Origin of the sequence: Paenibacillus sp. 276b, assembly GCF_900107875.1 — a bacterium.
Taxonomy (GTDB): domain Bacteria; phylum Bacillota; class Bacilli; order Paenibacillales; family Paenibacillaceae; genus Paenibacillus; species Paenibacillus marchantiae.
This window is the reverse complement of record NZ_FNRR01000006.1, coordinates 293,162-307,304: the sequence shown is the minus strand read 5'-3', so window position 1 is coordinate 307,304 and position 14,143 is coordinate 293,162. Positions and strand designations below refer to the sequence as shown.

The window sequence follows — 14,143 nt, the reverse complement described above, 5'->3', positions numbered from 1 at the left end:
TGTAGCTCAACTGGTAGAGCAACTGACTTGTAATCAGTAGGTTGGGGGTTCAAGTCCTCTCGCCGGCACCATGTAATCCTGGAGGATTAGCGAAGTGGCCAAACGCATCAGACTGTAAATCTGCTCCCGTACGGGTTCGGTGGTTCGAATCCATCATCCTCCACCAGTTTTTAGGGGCATAGTTTAAAGGTAGAACAACGGTCTCCAAAACCGTTGGTGTGGGTTCAATTCCTGCTGCCCCTGCCAATTAACTTTTAAGAGCATATTGTATTATGGCGGTCGTGGCGAAGTGGTTAACGCACCGGTTTGTGGATCCGGCATTCGGGGGTTCAATTCCCCTCGATCGCCCTTTTGTTTTTTGGGGATTAGCCAAGCGGTAAGGCAACGGACTTTGACTCCGTCATGCATAGGTTCAAATCCTATATCCCCAGCCATTATGCGGACGTGGCTCAGCGGTAGAGCATCGCCTTGCCAAGGCGAGGGTCGCGGGTTCGATTCCCGTCGTCCGCTCCAAAATATGGCGCCATAGCCAAGTGGTAAGGCACAGCTCTGCAAAAGCTTTATCCCCAGTTCGAATCTGGGTGGCGCCTCCAGTATATTTTCATAAAAACATCATATGCCGGCGTGGCGGAATGGCAGACGCGCTCGACTCAAAATCGAGTGGGAAACCGTGGAGGTTCGAGTCCTCTCGCCGGTATTCAAGCAAGTAAGGAAAAGCTCATTAGATGAAAAATCTAATGAGCTTTTTTTATTTGGTGGAATTGAAGATGAACGTGCGGCAGTTAAGCAAAGAGGGGATCCTGAATGGATTCTTGTAGGTCACCACAACACTATTACTGCAGGGGAATTCAGCATGATGTGCTTGGACAATACGCGATATTCTGGTATCTCTAGATTGAAAGTACTGCTTTACCTGTAAATTGGCGACCTTTCAATTGCTGTGCTACTGCGTCAATTTTCCTTTCTAATTTCTGCACTTGGATAGTTTGTAGAAGGAGATTGAATTATTGTTGTTTATGTATTGACGCATAACTCCAATGAGTATATTGTAGATATATAAAGTCTCTGATATTATTTTGAATAATTATGGATAGTATAGCTCTTTTAAATTCATATAAAAGATGCTTATCAAAACAAGATAATATCCTTTTTGCGAGCGGATTTATATTTTATAAAAGAAATGGAGGGAAGCAACGTGTCTGAGGAAAAACATATATCCAAGCATTCTGAAATATTATTCGATCTATCTATGTGGGAAGAAGCGTGGCAGAATCAGTCCACAGCTTCAACATACAATATGAAGAGCGCAGCGTTTGACGCGAAATCAGCGTTTGAACGATGGGCTAGAGAATATCATCAACAATCGTTTACAGAAGAAGGAAAGCAGCGATCCGGACGCATTATAGGCTGGATTGAAAATCAGGGAGTGAGTTTCGACGGGGTATCCATATTAGACATTGGAGCAGCGTCGGGCATATTTACGATTCCTTTTGCAACCAAAGGAGCGACCGTTACAGATGTAGAGCCCTCTGAACTATTAGTTTCATTAATGAAGGAGACAATTCCTGCATCCCTTACATCCAGTATTGATATCGTTTCAGAGCGGTTCGAGGACATATCGATTCAGGACAAGGGTTGGGAGAAGAAATATGATTTTGCATTTGCATCCATGTGCCCGGCAATGTCGAATTGGGAAACGATTGAACAGGCGATCAGCACTGCCCGAAAGTATGTTTATATCAGCACGATGGCTGGACCGAGAGAGCACACACTAATAGATGAGCTTAAAGAGGTACTAGGTGTCTATCCATCATACAACGCTGGAGATATGGGATATATACAACAGCTGCTGTACCTGAAAGATTATTCTTACACCACCTTGATCACTAAAGAAACAAGTTATATGGAGATGCCTGTTGAGGAAGTCGTTGATAAGCTTCAGGAGTGGCTTAGTACGCACGAACTGCCAACGGATGAAGGTTCACTTGCCCTGGCTGAGCAATATATTAGAGACACTTACAAGGATGGTATGGTTACATTCTCACGTGGAGGGAAGTTCGGTAAAATTCTGATTCAATTGGAGCAACCGAATATGAAAGTGGTACGGCCCAAGTAACAGTAGACCCATTTCAGCAATAATCAATTTAGATGAAATTTTAAGGGAGCAAAGGGAGCAGTTATACTGCTCCCTTTTGATGTTCATATATAAAACAACTTATTCTTCGACTAAATAACAAACGTTCTTCTATAGATAGAAATAGTTATAACCGTCATACTTCATCACCAAAAGAGCCAATTATTACTTTATGGATAGATCAGGCTTCTGCTTTCGTTCCCTATACTGTCCAGGAGTGATCCCTTCCCATTTTCGAAAAGAACGGATAAAGTTCTGCGGGTTGTTATAACGAAGCCGTGCAGCAATATCCTTGACCGCTAGCTCGCTTTCGTCAAGCCACTTTTTAGCTATACTGAAGCGGTACTTCGTCAGATACTCACTGAAAGCACAGCCTGTCTCTTTGCGGAACACACTACTTAGGTAGTTGGCATTGTAGTGAAGTCTGGATGCGCATTCCTCCAACGTCAGATCCTTATCGTATTCTTGCTGGATGATGGCGATCATTTTCTCGGATATGTGCTGATATTGGGCGTACTGTCTTTCTTTCAAAATGAGAATGATCGGTGTGATGATATGATTGTTAAACCATTGCTCAACCTCAGCTGCGTACTGTAGAGCATGAAGTTCATTGAAGATAGACCCATGGCCTTTGGAGATCTGTCCCAATCGTATACCGGATTCCTGCATCATCTGCAAAATATGTGTTAACAATCGGGTAAGTGCTACCTGATATTCTTCCGGTGTACATTCCATGCCGAACAGCACTTCAAGCAACTGATGGAGGTGAGAGGAGGCCTGGGCTTCATCGGCATTTTGGATAGCCTGAATCAGCGTATACTCCAGTGATTCTGGATATGGAAGTGCCCAATGGGAGGTACGATTATCGATCGCCTCAAATTGAAAGATGATGCCTGCTCCCAGTTTCATTCGATGCTTGAGCGCTTCAAGGGCCTCCGTATAAGCTTGTTGTATCTGAAATAGGGAAACGTGTGGCTGACTAAAGCCAATGCTTACCTGGAGACTAAGGATCTCACTTATCTGAAGTTGTAGTTGTTCCGTTAACGTATACACATGCTGTGAAAAGCGAACACGATCTTTCTCAGGGGTACCGATAATTGTAATAACAGCCTGTTCATATACGACAGGAAGTAACTGTTGTTCTGCATAAACACTCTCCTCCAGTATATTCTGAACGGCAAACAGCAACAAATCACGATCCTTGGCATGATATTTGGTGTGATTCATAAGATCAGCCTGGATTGCAATGACGGCTATTTGTTGCCATTTTTGAAGCTGTGTACCATAACCATTCTCTCTGAGTGTGTCATGAAGAGTGGATGGAGCATTTTTTCCCAGAAGCAGGTTGATTAGAAAATGAGTGCGGATCTGCAACTTATACTGATTCAATTTGCTTTCAAGTTGGGATCGAGAAGCAGACAGCTGTGAAACGCCAGCTCTGATTTGCTCAAATTCATCCATATGAAGGGTAGAATTGGTTTCCAAGTTACCTTTGGATAAGCGTTTATCACCAAGTTGTACGAGAAGCTTGCGTATGGGTATAACCATTCTTCTCGAGCCTGCCCATGAGAGCAACAGTGAAAGCAGTAGCATAGCGACACTGATATACATGGTGTGCAACCCAATTTGAACATACTCGTGAGTAAGAATATTCGTAGGCGAAATGAGAATATATGTCCACCCTTTTAGAGAAGAATGCGTATAGGACAGCGAGTAACGTGTATCTGCAATACGTACCTCCCGTTGGCCTGAAGAGGCAGCGAATCCACGGATAGATAACAGCTCGCTAAGATTGGTACCGGATGCGCTATCTTTTATTCCTGCTGCAGCCAATGGCTGACCAATATATTCGGGATCGGGGTGGACCATGATGCGTTGTTCACGATTCAAAATGATTAGTCCGGCCTTAGAGCTGTCTGGTGAATCCTCTTCCAGTGGTTTTTGCAGTGAACATGCGGGAATTCCCGCAATCAGGGCAGCGTCAGAAGAAACATTTACATCGGGTATCGATCTGGCGAGTGCAATATGGTAAATGCAGCCTGAATTCATCAAGCGTTCATTATTGTTAAACACGGATGATGGTGTAAGCTGCCAACCGGATGTGAGTGTGTTCGATAATAAGTCTTTCATGGGCAGAGCCATTGGAAAATCAGTATTCAGGTACAGGCCAGCATGATCGATAAGCCAATCCTGGGTCTGATTTACGAGTGTAATATCCATTAGAGGCTCCCATGATCTCATATTCTTGAATTCGGTCTGTAACTTCTCAGCAAACAAAGGCCCGGTGCCCTGAACCGATGATGATGAAGTTAGCGAATGGAGCGTGTCCGGTGACCGAACAGCCTGATCGAGCATATAGCTTACGGTTGCAAGTTTGTGCTCCACGTTGGTTTGCATTTGGATTAACAGTTGTTTATTGGCTTGAGCACGATGCAGCTCTGATTGTTTTGAAGAATAGATAAAAGCGGCGATTCCCGTCAACAGAATGGGCAGGGTACTTAACAAGATTCCGAAGACTATCATTTTATGTAGATAGCTGAATGATCGCACAGGTCCACTCCTGACTTTTGGATTAGTAACACTTTCTATTTTAGTAAACGCTTACATATAGAACAATCTAAATTTTGTTTATTTGGATAAAAAAGTAATAAAAATTCAAGTGGAAATGAAGATCATGAAATCGTTCAAATTATAATTGAGGTCGTTTTATCTTTAATGGAAGGCATAATGGGAAACGTCAGTCGAGGGAGAACGTAGATAAGAGGTATGGACGTCGTATTCATACGGGGTGAAACGGCTTTGAAGAAGGTTAATAAGGAATATCTAAGGCCTTTATTCGGTATAGTGGCCAATGGTCTGATCCAGGGACAGTCAAAGGTCCAACCCGATCCCCGACCTGAGTCTAGGATGAAAAACCGTCCACGGTCTGTTTTGAAAAGTCGCAGTTTCCCCTAGAATAAGGACATAAGGTTAAACAAGAAACAAACGAACAAACACACAAACCAAAATTAACGAACCGAAAGGGTGGTGAACAATAATTATGAGATGGAATAAAGGAAATGGCTGGGCGGTTGTACTGATTGCATTGGGTGCACTCCTCCTCTTCGGGAAGTTAACTCCTCTACTGGGACATTTAATGGGTTATCTAATTCCGATCCTGATGATTGCACTTGGCTACTACGGAGTTAAACGAGGAAATGTACTGCTTGGATGGATTGTTCTCTTCATCGGTATCCTCTCATTGCTGGGTAAACTAGCCTGGCTGATCGGACCGATCATCGCGATTGGGTTAATCATCTTCGGATTCTCCATGTTGAGTAATAATCGCAGTCGTCGTGGCCGTTACTAAGCTTTCACGATTATGATAAGGAGGACAGACAAAATGAGTGTATTTCGTCGAATGCGGGATATTACCGTAGCTAATTTAAACGAACATCTGGAGCAAAGTCAGGATCCAGTCAAACTGATTGATCAGTTTCTGGTCTCGACCCGCCAAGACATCGGTGAAGCCGAGAAGCTTCGTCATCAATATGCAAGCCATACCAGACAAATGAAACAACAAGCGGATCAGGCAGCAGGTATGGTACACAAACGGGAAGAACAAGCTTCCATGGCTCTGAAAGCAGGCGAGGAGCATTTAGCTAAACTTGCTTTACAGGAGAAAATCCTCCACGAGGAAAAAATGGAGCAATACAATGAATTATACGCACAAAGCAACGCGGCTTTACAGGAACTGGACGAACAGATCGACCAACTGAAAGTGGAGTATCAAAATGTATATAGCAAACGCCAATATTACTACGCTCGTATGCAGACGATTCAATTGCAGCAACGAATGAATCAGAGAGGTCACTACAACGGTCAGAATGTACCCCGTATGTTCAACCGGCTGGACGATCAAGTTTCTGATCTCGAATATGAGGCACAAAGTCTCCGGGATTTGCGGCGGATGAGTCAGGATGGGTCAGGTACGTCTGGCACCATGTCATCCTCTACGCTGGACAAAGAACTGGAACGGCTGAAACAAAAGCTGAACAATGACAGAAAGGAGTAGACACATGAATAAACTTTACCGCTCATCGCGTAATCGTATGCTGACAGGTTTGATTGGCGGCATATCTGAAAATCTTGGATTTAGTTCCACGCTGCTGCGTATCATTTTCTTCATCAGTATTTTCGCTACGGGGGGTACATCATTGTTGATCTACTTCATCGCTGCATTGGTAGTGCCAAAAGAACCCTATCACGCTGATCCATACACTTATGGTGCTGATCACGTAAGAGGATACAAGTAAACGAAAGGAGTAAGCACATGAGCAAATTATATCGCTCAACACGTGACCGGATGCTGACAGGATTATGTGGTGGGATATCCGAGTCGATCGGCATGGATTCAACCTTGCTGCGTATCATCTTCGTCATCAGTATCTTCGTAACTGGCGGCACGTCGTTGTTAATCTACTTCATCGCAGCACTGGTGGTGCCAAAAGAGCCATATCCACCTTATGATCCATACGGCTATGGTCCGGGTCCTGGTCCTGGCGCTGGTAGAGGATACAACAACTTTGATCACGAGCCGCCAAGAGGTCCTTTCCAAAACAACCATAATCAAGGCCCTGGAAACTTTGGTCCTGGCCCAGGATACAACAGCAGACCTCAGTCTGGTCCACGTTCTTACGACAATAACGCCTACGGAGCAGGGTCACAGCAAGAAAGTGAACTTGATTCCATGATGAAAGATATTGAGAAAAAAGCATTGAAAAAAGAAGTTGAAGAGCTTCGCCAAAAATTATCTCGTTACGAGAAGGGAGAAAAGTAAAATGGGAGTATTTAAACGGATTAAGGATATGACTAAAGCGTCGGTAAATGATATGTTGGATAAAGTGGAAGACCCGATTGTAATGTTGAACCAGTACTTGCGTGACATGGAGGCTGAAATTCATGAGGCAGAGGTAACAGTCGCCAAACAAATGGCGAACGAGCGTCGTATGAAACAGCGTCTGGACGAAGCAGAACGTACATCGGTACAACGTGAGTCTCAGGCAGAGGCTGCACTGGCTAATGGTCAGGAAGAAGTGGCTCGTAAATTGCTGGAAGAGAAAATCTACTTCGATCAAAAAATTACGGAATACAGAGAACTTCATGCTCAATCCGAAGCTCAAGCCAAAGATTTGCTGCAACAGCTGCATGACATGAAAGATGAGTTCTACAAAATGCGTAACAAACGTAATGAACTCGTATCCCGTGCACAGATGGCGAAAGCCAAAAAACAAATGTCTCAAATCAACAGCTTGCACTCGATCGAGAGTGGTGGTGCATCCCTTGGATTCCACCGCATGGAAGAGAAAATCATGCAAATGGAAGCTGAAGCTGATGTGAGCCGTGCACCTTATCGTAATACACAATCTACGTACACTAACCCTGTAGATACCGAAAAGCAATTCAAAGTGGATCAACAGCTGCAAGCTCTGAAAAACAAAATTGGCAATGGTGCCAAAAATGAAACGGGCGGTACTTCAAAAGAATAACTGTTCGCTCAGCAGACAATATGATATTCTATAAATCGTGAATAAAGAACGGTTTCTAGAACAAAGGTTAAGCCATACAGGTGTTTAAAGCCTGATATGGCTTTTCCGTCGAATTGGGAAGATTAACTTACAGAGGAGGTGCGGCAGAGATGAATAAGAAGGGTCAATGGCTTGCTGTTGTAATCATTGTGATCGGCATGCTGATGTTACTGAACCGAAATATTAACCTACTGACCGTCGCCGCACTGATTCTGTTAACGATAGGTATGGTACAAGTTCGTAAGGGGGACACACACAAAGGTTATCGATACCTCGGTATCGGTGCCGCACTGTTGTTGCTTGATAATCTAATGATTGTATTTTTGATTGTACTGGCTTCGCTGGCCTATTTTTATTCCAAAAACAAAAAGATTCATCTAGATGGGAATATCATGCGCAAGCAAAACTTCATGGCCCGGTACTATTGGGATCAAGCACCATGGACATTGCGGAGTATGAGCCTATGGCATGCCATGGGTGAGATTAATGCAGATCTGTCACTTTCCCTCCCGGAAGAGAAACAAACGATTGTACTTTTGCAGGGAGTTATGGGGAATGTTCGTCTGATACTGCCTGAAGATTATGGTGTTGAAATTGAGGCATCGGTACTCTTTGGACGGATTAGCCTGAATGGAGAGCAGGATAGTGGCATGATGAACAAATTGGTATGGAGAACTCCTGGATATGAGTCCAGTGAACATAAAGCAAAATTTGTCATTTCTTATATTGTTGGCGACCTAAACATCAGTAATCCGTAATAAGTTAAATAGGTGAAGAAGGAGGAGACCCGGATGAAGACAAAACGACATACCGACATGGTAACCCGAAGTATGGGTGAAGGGATCCTCCTTGTTTTCATTGTGCTCATTGTAATCTTGTATGTATTGTATACATATGGTTATCTTGCTCCGTTTGCTGGATGGAGACATCTGATTCAATCGGGTCTAGCGTTACTGCTGCTCTTGGTCGGTATGGGTGCGGCCTTCGGCTTCTATCAGAGTTACCGGGTCAAACGAAGGCTTGAACTATTGCGAGAGACGCTGCTGCAATGGGAAAAGGGGTCACTTTCACGTACTGTGCCGGACCTCGGCATTGATGATGTCGGGCGATTAAGTGAGCAGCTTGGACGTATCGGAAAAAAGTGGGAAGATCAGGTATCTTCGCTCCAGCGATTGTCTACTCATAATGCACAGCTTGCTGAACAAGCCAGAATAACGGCCATTGTGGAGGAACGGCAGCGGTTGGCACGAGAATTGCATGATGCCGTGTCGCAACAGTTGTTCGCCATTTCCATGACCGCAACGGCGGTTGGACGAAGAATGGAAAAGGATTTTGCACGTGCCCAGCGGCAGGTGGCCCTGATTGAAGAGATGGCGTCGGTAGCTCAATCTGAGATGCGGGCGTTGCTATTACATTTGCGACCTGTCTACCTGGAGGGTAAACATCTCGAACAAGGTTTGCGTGATCTTGTGATGGAGTTAAAAACAAAAGTACCTATGGACATTATGCTCGAAATGGATGAAGACATTCATTTGATCAAAGGCATTGAGAATCATCTGTTCCGTATTATTCAGGAAGCGATGTCCAATACATTACGTCATGCGAAGGCAGAAAAGATGGAAATTCGACTTCAGCGCCGTATGGATGCTATTCGGGTACTGATTCGCGATGATGGTCAGGGATTTGATCTCGACGATCAGAAACAGGCCTCCTATGGTCTGACCAATATGCGTGAGCGTGTGACTGAAATTGGCGGAGCCATTCAATTTGTAACGGCGCCGGGCAAAGGAACACGAATTGAGATTACAATACCTTTGATGAACGATGAAAGCGGGGAAGAACATGTCAATGGAGACGGGAATAGAAACGGAGACGGAAGTGGAAACGTCGATCAAAGTGTTGCTCGTGGATGATCATGAGATGGTACGCATTGGCCTCGCTGCGGTGTTGGATACCGAAGATGGCATTGAAGTGGTGGGGGAAGCGGGTAGCGGTGAGGAAGGTATTCGCTTGGCACAGGAGTATAAGCCTGATGTTGTCCTAATGGACCTTGTTATGGAAGGGATGGACGGCATTGAAGCCACCCGTCAGCTGCTCAAAATGTATCCGGAATGCAAGGTCATTGTACTGACCAGTTATCTGGATGATGAAAAAATGTATCCGGTTATCGAGGCAGGAGCCTTCAGTTATCTGCTAAAAACATCGAGAGCCAATGAGGTCGCAGATGCGATTCGCGCTGCAGCTCGGGGGCAATCGGTTTTGGAGTCACAAGTGGCGTCCAAAATGATGAATCGTTTCCGACAGCCGCAGGCAGTGGCACCAGCTCATGATGAATTGACGGATCGGGAGATGGATGTACTCCGGTTAGTCGCTAAAGGCAAATCGAACCAGGACATCGCAGATGATCTGATTATTGGGATCAAGACAGTCAAATTCCATGTCACGAACATACTAGCAAAATTGGGCGTGGATGACCGTACACAGGCAGCCATCTATGCTTATAAGAATGGACTTGCGGAATAGAAAAAGAAGCGTGTGAAGGTTGAGGCATGCACTATTGGTTTGTTGAGTGCCCAAGTGAAGTTAAGCAATCGGTGGAGCACGATTCGAAAGTCTGTTCTGCCATAAGATGATATAAGGTCCGATCAGCCATGAAGATGGTGGATAGGGCTTTTTTTGTGTGCCAAAAAGAAGTTTAGCAAATGAGTAATGGGGGCATGCTGTTGATAGATTCATAGAATGTAAGAAAGAGCGGAGGAATTCGAATGTTAAATCGATGGATGACAGTAGGCACACTCGCATTAGCAATCATTATACTTGTAGGCATGACTCATGTGTACGCTGAGAAGACGGAATCCGAAGCAGGCAAGCTGGAACAATTGATGAAGACTGCAGATACAGCAATCGATCATGTGGAGCGTCTAGTCATCAAATGGCAAGGGGAAGGCCGTGGAGATGCAAAAGACCAGGCGGAGCTGCTTGCTCATCGGCTAGGATTGCAACAGCCTGAACACGGTGTTCAGACGGGGCATGATGTGTATCGCAGTGAGATGGCTGCTGATGCTCAGCACGCAGGCATTCTGGTCAATGTTGTCGTTACGGGGGAAAATGAATACTACGCGATCGTCCAGTTATCAGGCAATGAACATACGGACCAACGTTTATTGACCACATTACATGAACAAGTATCCCAGTTGCTCACAGACTCCGGAATGAAGGCGGCTTGGAATTTCGCTGTGCAGGGCACAGGAGCAATGGAAAGTGGCGCCAGCAGTCAATTGCAGCAAATCGAGCAACAGCTGTCTGGAGATATGAATATGCAAGCGATAGAACGTTATACGGATAACAGCACTGCCAGCGTGTCATATGAGGCATCGGATTTGCCCATAGTGATTAAAAGCGGTACGCATCTCTTGAACATGCAGCTGGCGGTCCATCAGGATGATGAAAAGGGGACCAATCGAGTTACAGTAGGTTTCCCGGTGATCACGATTGAATATTAATGCAATATTAAAGCAGATTTATAAGTTTGATCATGAATTTTTATAGATGAAATTTCCATGAATTGTGGAAAAATATTGATAACATTTCTCAGGAAAATTAGTGCAACCCATGGGGCTTTATGCTAAAATGGCATCACATCCAAGAAGGAAATTTGCTGGTAATTGACGGTTGTATGTTGCGTATATAACACCATTACATAGCTCGGGGAGAGTGTGGAGATGTCTTCCCGGAAAGAAAGAGGAGCCCATGGTCGAAAAACAAATGCAAGATGAAGTGCAGACACCAGGTGCAGTATTTTTCATTTTTGGAGCAACGGGTGATTTGGCCCGCCGGAAGCTGTTTCCGGCTATCTACAGTCTCTACCGCGAAGGTAAATTAGCCGAAGACTTTGCGGTTATTGGTGTAGCGCGTCGTCCGAGGTCACCAGAAGAATTCCGGGAAGACATCTATGAATCCATTAAGGAGTTCTGCCGCTATCCAGCGGGGGAACCCGATGAGTGGAACGCTTTTGTCGAACATTTTGAGTATAAATCACTAGATATCAATAACGTGGACGGTTTCAAAGAATTACGTGAGCAGACAGAGAGTTTGGAAGCGAAGTTTAACACACCGGGTAACCGTCTGTTCTATCTGGCGCTGGCACCTGAGCTCTTCGGCAGCGTGTCATATAGTTTGCGTGATGGTGGAATGCTGGAGAGCCGCGGGTGGAATCGACTGGTGATTGAGAAACCATTTGGATATGATCTGCAATCTGCGGAGCATCTGAATGAGCAGATTCGTGAAGTGTTCCGTGAGGAAGAGATTTATCGCATTGACCACTATCTGGGCAAGGAAATGGTACAGAATATCGAAGTTATTCGCTTTGGTAATGCCTTTTTCGAGCCGCTTTGGAACAATAAACATATTGCCAACGTTCAGATTACTCTGGGAGAGACGGTTGGTGTGGAAGAACGTGGTGGATACTACGATCATTCGGGAGCATTGCGCGATATGGGACAGAACCATATGCTGCAGATGTTGACGATGATTGCCATGGAGCCGCCAAGCCGTCTATTCCCAGAGGACATCCGCGATGAGAAGGTTAAGGTACTGCGTTCTCTGCGTGCGTTCACCTCGAATGAAGAAGTGAGTACTAATGTTGTGCGCGGGCAGTATACCGAAGGGGAGTATCGTGGCAAGCAGCTTCCCGGTTATCGTCAGGAGGACAAGGTTGATCCTGAATCCAATACGGAGACTTACTTTGCCGCACGTGTATTTGTGGATAATTTCCGCTGGGCAGGTGTGCCGTTCTATATTCGGACAGGCAAGCGCCTTCCGGTGAAAACGACCGAAATCGTGGTTGAATTCAAATCCATGCCGAGTAACGTCTATCTGGGCAAAAAGTATAAACTGGAGCCGAATTTGCTCGTCATTCGGGTAAATCCGATGGAAGGTATTTATATTAAAATCAATGCCAAGAAGCCGGGTTCAGACTCCGAGATTCAGCCGCTGGCGATGGACTTCTGTCAGAGCTGCATGATTGGAATCAACTCGCCGGAGGCGTATGAACGTCTGCTGCATGATGCAGCAGAAGGAGACTCCACCTACTTTACCCGTTGGGATGAAGTTGCTACAGCATGGTCCTTCGTTGACCGGATTGCGGCGGCTTGGGCGGAAAATCACGGTGAGCTGCATACGTATCCAGCAGGTACGTGGGGTCCTGAAGCAACAGGTAAACTGCTGGAACAGGACGGCTTCCACTGGTGGCCGGTGAACGGTCAGGACGAAGACAGTGTCGTCTGGCAAGTGAATAATTAATCGCGGGAATAACAATCACGAGTGGCAGGGATTTGGTTAGATCAAAGTCATGCTATTGGTGAAAAGACTAACACTGTTATAAAGAAGGCTTGGGAAGAACGCAGAGATGCGCTCTTGTCAGGTCTTTTTTACGATGGAGAAGTGAGGGGTGTAAAACTTTACATATAATAAAATAAGTTATTGACAAAAAGTAAGTATATAACTTATACTCAACTCAAGAGATAAAGAGATTACGCAAAAGACATACGAAACCCGATGACGAATCGGAAACGTACATTATTCATGAGATAAAATGTGAACCACGTGAAGGGGTTACGAAATACATTCATGAAGAAAAAAAAATTTAGCATAATATCTTTAATCTAAGAATACTATTTTGTATATATTGAATGGAGGAAAAGAAAATGTTGGATGTAGGATTGTTGTTGATTCGTTTGGTGATTGGATTGTCGTTTATGGCGCACGGGGCTCAGAAATTGTTTGGATGGTTCGGGGGATATGGAATCAAGGGAACGGGCGGCTGGTTTGAATCGATGGGGATGAAACCCGGCGCATTGGTTGCGTTACTGGCAGGGCTGGCTGAATTCGGTGGCGGATTGCTGCTGGCTCTGGGTTTGCTCACACCGGTAGGCGGCATTCTGATTGCTCTGACTATGGTTATTGCGATTGTGAAGGTTCATGGTGCGAACGGATACTGGTCCACGCAAAACGGATTTGAATATAACCTTGCGATCCTGGTGGTTGGTGTAGCAATAGCTTTGACAGGTGGAGGACAATACGCACTGGACGCATTAATTTTCTAAGAGCGGCAAGCGAAATGAATAATGAGTACCTGGATGCCATAATGATGGCGGAAGGGTGCTCTTTTTTTGCAATCGGAAAAGAGAAGAATCTGCTGTACGTAATCGGTTATTTTCGGTAAAGATTATGGTACAATAGGAAAGTTGGATACTAAATCAGGTCTACGGCATGAATGGAAGCACAATGCTTAGGGAGGATGAACTCCGTTGTAAATGTGTAAAATTAACATAGGATGCTTAATTGCCTCATATGCGAAATGCGAATGTACAATCAACCGGCATAGCCGGATTGCATAAAGATTGAATGGTAGACCGGCCTTGCCGGATTAACGTGAATGAAC

The 14,143-nt window shown here is 44.9% G+C and carries 14 protein-coding genes and 7 tRNA genes; 20 read left to right on the top strand and 1 reads right to left on the bottom strand.

The genetic code is table 11. The features are described 5' to 3' along the window. Nucleotides 1-80 precede the first annotated feature (80 nt). The 9 genes from BLV50_RS25465 to BLV50_RS25425 all read left to right on the top strand — a co-directional run bounded on the left by BLV50_RS25465 (nucleotide 81) and on the right by BLV50_RS25425 (nucleotide 2,116). Nucleotides 81-166 (top strand) — tRNA-Tyr (locus BLV50_RS25465). Between the two features lie 6 nt (nucleotides 167-172). Continuing rightward, nucleotides 173-246, top strand: a tRNA-Trp gene (locus BLV50_RS25460). 29 nt (nucleotides 247-275) lie between these two features. Then, nucleotides 276-348: transfer RNA gene (locus BLV50_RS25455), tRNA-His, on the top strand. A gap of 11 nt (nucleotides 349-359) precedes the next feature. After that, nucleotides 360-434, top strand: a tRNA-Gln gene (locus BLV50_RS25450). 4 nt (nucleotides 435-438) lie between these two features. Beyond that, nucleotides 439-513 (top strand) — tRNA-Gly (locus BLV50_RS25445). A 6-nt stretch (nucleotides 514-519) separates the two neighbouring features. Then, a tRNA-Cys gene (locus tag BLV50_RS25440) sits at nucleotides 520-593 on the top strand. 25 nt (nucleotides 594-618) lie between these two features. Next, nucleotides 619-697: transfer RNA gene (locus tag BLV50_RS25435), tRNA-Leu, on the top strand. Beyond that, on the top strand, nucleotides 671-919 hold the full coding sequence (locus BLV50_RS25430; protein ID WP_090810588.1) for a hypothetical protein: 249 nt from the start codon (nucleotides 671-673) through the stop codon (nucleotides 917-919). The genes BLV50_RS25435 and BLV50_RS25430 overlap by 27 nt, the downstream gene beginning before the upstream one ends. 276 nt (nucleotides 920-1,195) lie before the next feature. Then, the gene (locus tag BLV50_RS25425) at nucleotides 1,196-2,116 is read left to right on the top strand and encodes a class I SAM-dependent methyltransferase (RefSeq protein ID WP_090810586.1); all 921 of its coding nucleotides are present in this window, start codon (nucleotides 1,196-1,198) and stop codon (nucleotides 2,114-2,116) included. Nucleotides 2,117-2,299: 183 nt separating this feature from the next. Here the strand turns inward: BLV50_RS25425 and BLV50_RS25420 are convergent, their stop codons facing one another. Further along, nucleotides 2,300-4,657, bottom strand: a complete 2,358-nt coding sequence (locus BLV50_RS25420) for a helix-turn-helix domain-containing protein (RefSeq protein ID WP_090810584.1) — start codon at nucleotides 4,655-4,657, stop codon at nucleotides 2,300-2,302. A 517-nt stretch (nucleotides 4,658-5,174) separates the two neighbouring features. Between BLV50_RS25420 and BLV50_RS25410 the strand changes: the two genes are divergently transcribed. The 11 genes from BLV50_RS25410 (at nucleotide 5,175) to BLV50_RS25360 (ending at nucleotide 13,805) form a co-directional block, all read left to right on the top strand. Further along, on the top strand, nucleotides 5,175-5,483 hold the full coding sequence (locus BLV50_RS25410; protein ID WP_062324034.1) for a LiaF transmembrane domain-containing protein: 309 nt from the start codon (nucleotides 5,175-5,177) through the stop codon (nucleotides 5,481-5,483). 33 nt (nucleotides 5,484-5,516) lie between these two features. Further along, a complete protein-coding gene (locus BLV50_RS25405; protein WP_063566170.1) occupies nucleotides 5,517-6,188 on the top strand; it encodes a PspA/IM30 family protein in 672 nt (223 codons plus the stop codon). A 4-nt stretch (nucleotides 6,189-6,192) separates the two neighbouring features. After that, entirely contained in the window at nucleotides 6,193-6,429 is a 237-nt protein-coding gene (locus BLV50_RS25400; RefSeq protein WP_063566169.1) for a PspC domain-containing protein, read from the top strand. 17 nt (nucleotides 6,430-6,446) lie between these two features. Continuing rightward, nucleotides 6,447-6,953 (top strand): PspC domain-containing protein, encoded by a 507-nt coding sequence (locus BLV50_RS25395; RefSeq protein WP_063566168.1) that lies wholly within the window; start codon nucleotides 6,447-6,449, stop codon nucleotides 6,951-6,953. A gap of 1 nt (nucleotide 6,954) precedes the next feature. Further along, nucleotides 6,955-7,662, top strand: coding sequence for a PspA/IM30 family protein (locus tag BLV50_RS25390; protein ID WP_064635674.1), 708 nt, complete (start codon nucleotides 6,955-6,957; stop codon nucleotides 7,660-7,662). A 149-nt stretch (nucleotides 7,663-7,811) separates the two neighbouring features. After that, nucleotides 7,812-8,459 carry a cell wall-active antibiotics response protein LiaF gene (gene liaF, locus BLV50_RS25385; RefSeq protein ID WP_063566167.1) on the top strand — a complete coding sequence of 216 codons (648 nt, stop codon included), beginning with the start codon at nucleotides 7,812-7,814 and terminating at the stop codon, nucleotides 8,457-8,459. A 33-nt stretch (nucleotides 8,460-8,492) separates the two neighbouring features. After that, nucleotides 8,493-9,614, top strand: coding sequence for a sensor histidine kinase (locus BLV50_RS25380; RefSeq protein WP_090810580.1), 1,122 nt, complete (start codon nucleotides 8,493-8,495; stop codon nucleotides 9,612-9,614). Then, nucleotides 9,550-10,224, top strand: a complete 675-nt coding sequence (locus tag BLV50_RS25375; RefSeq protein ID WP_176854774.1) for a response regulator transcription factor — start codon at nucleotides 9,550-9,552, stop codon at nucleotides 10,222-10,224. Before BLV50_RS25380 ends, BLV50_RS25375 begins: the two co-directional genes overlap by 65 nt. Before the next feature lie 242 nt (nucleotides 10,225-10,466). Next, on the top strand, nucleotides 10,467-11,204 hold the full coding sequence (locus BLV50_RS25370; RefSeq protein WP_090810578.1) for a YwmB family TATA-box binding protein: 738 nt from the start codon (nucleotides 10,467-10,469) through the stop codon (nucleotides 11,202-11,204). A gap of 247 nt (nucleotides 11,205-11,451) precedes the next feature. Next, nucleotides 11,452-13,002, top strand: coding sequence for a glucose-6-phosphate dehydrogenase (gene zwf, locus BLV50_RS25365; protein WP_090810576.1), 1,551 nt, complete (start codon nucleotides 11,452-11,454; stop codon nucleotides 13,000-13,002). 404 nt (nucleotides 13,003-13,406) lie between these two features. Then, on the top strand, nucleotides 13,407-13,805 hold the full coding sequence (locus tag BLV50_RS25360) for a DoxX family protein (protein WP_063566162.1): 399 nt from the start codon (nucleotides 13,407-13,409) through the stop codon (nucleotides 13,803-13,805). Nucleotides 13,806-14,143: the final 338 nt, after the last annotated feature.

Bases quoted from the DNA above. Each gene is read 5' to 3' on its own strand.
- BLV50_RS25360 (WP_063566162.1), top strand. From the start codon at position 13,407: ATGTTGGATGTAGGATTGTTGTTGATTCGTTTGGTGATTGGATTGTCG.
- BLV50_RS25395 (WP_063566168.1), top strand. From the start codon at position 6,447: ATGAGCAAATTATATCGCTCAACACGTGACCGGATGCTGACAGGATTA.
- BLV50_RS25405 (WP_063566170.1), top strand. From the start codon at position 5,517: ATGAGTGTATTTCGTCGAATGCGGGATATTACCGTAGCTAATTTAAAC.
- BLV50_RS25380 (WP_090810580.1), top strand. From the start codon at position 8,493: ATGAAGACAAAACGACATACCGACATGGTAACCCGAAGTATGGGTGAA.
- BLV50_RS25400 (WP_063566169.1), top strand. From the start codon at position 6,193: ATGAATAAACTTTACCGCTCATCGCGTAATCGTATGCTGACAGGTTTG.
- BLV50_RS25370 (WP_090810578.1), top strand. From the start codon at position 10,467: ATGTTAAATCGATGGATGACAGTAGGCACACTCGCATTAGCAATCATT.
- BLV50_RS25390 (WP_064635674.1), top strand. From the start codon at position 6,955: ATGGGAGTATTTAAACGGATTAAGGATATGACTAAAGCGTCGGTAAAT.
- BLV50_RS25375 (WP_176854774.1), top strand. From the start codon at position 9,550: ATGGAGACGGGAATAGAAACGGAGACGGAAGTGGAAACGTCGATCAAA.
- zwf (WP_090810576.1), top strand. From the start codon at position 11,452: ATGGTCGAAAAACAAATGCAAGATGAAGTGCAGACACCAGGTGCAGTA.
- BLV50_RS25420 (WP_090810584.1), bottom strand. From the start codon at position 4,657: ATGATAGTCTTCGGAATCTTGTTAAGTACCCTGCCCATTCTGTTGACG.
- liaF (WP_063566167.1), top strand. From the start codon at position 7,812: ATGAATAAGAAGGGTCAATGGCTTGCTGTTGTAATCATTGTGATCGGC.
- BLV50_RS25410 (WP_062324034.1), top strand. From the start codon at position 5,175: ATGAGATGGAATAAAGGAAATGGCTGGGCGGTTGTACTGATTGCATTG.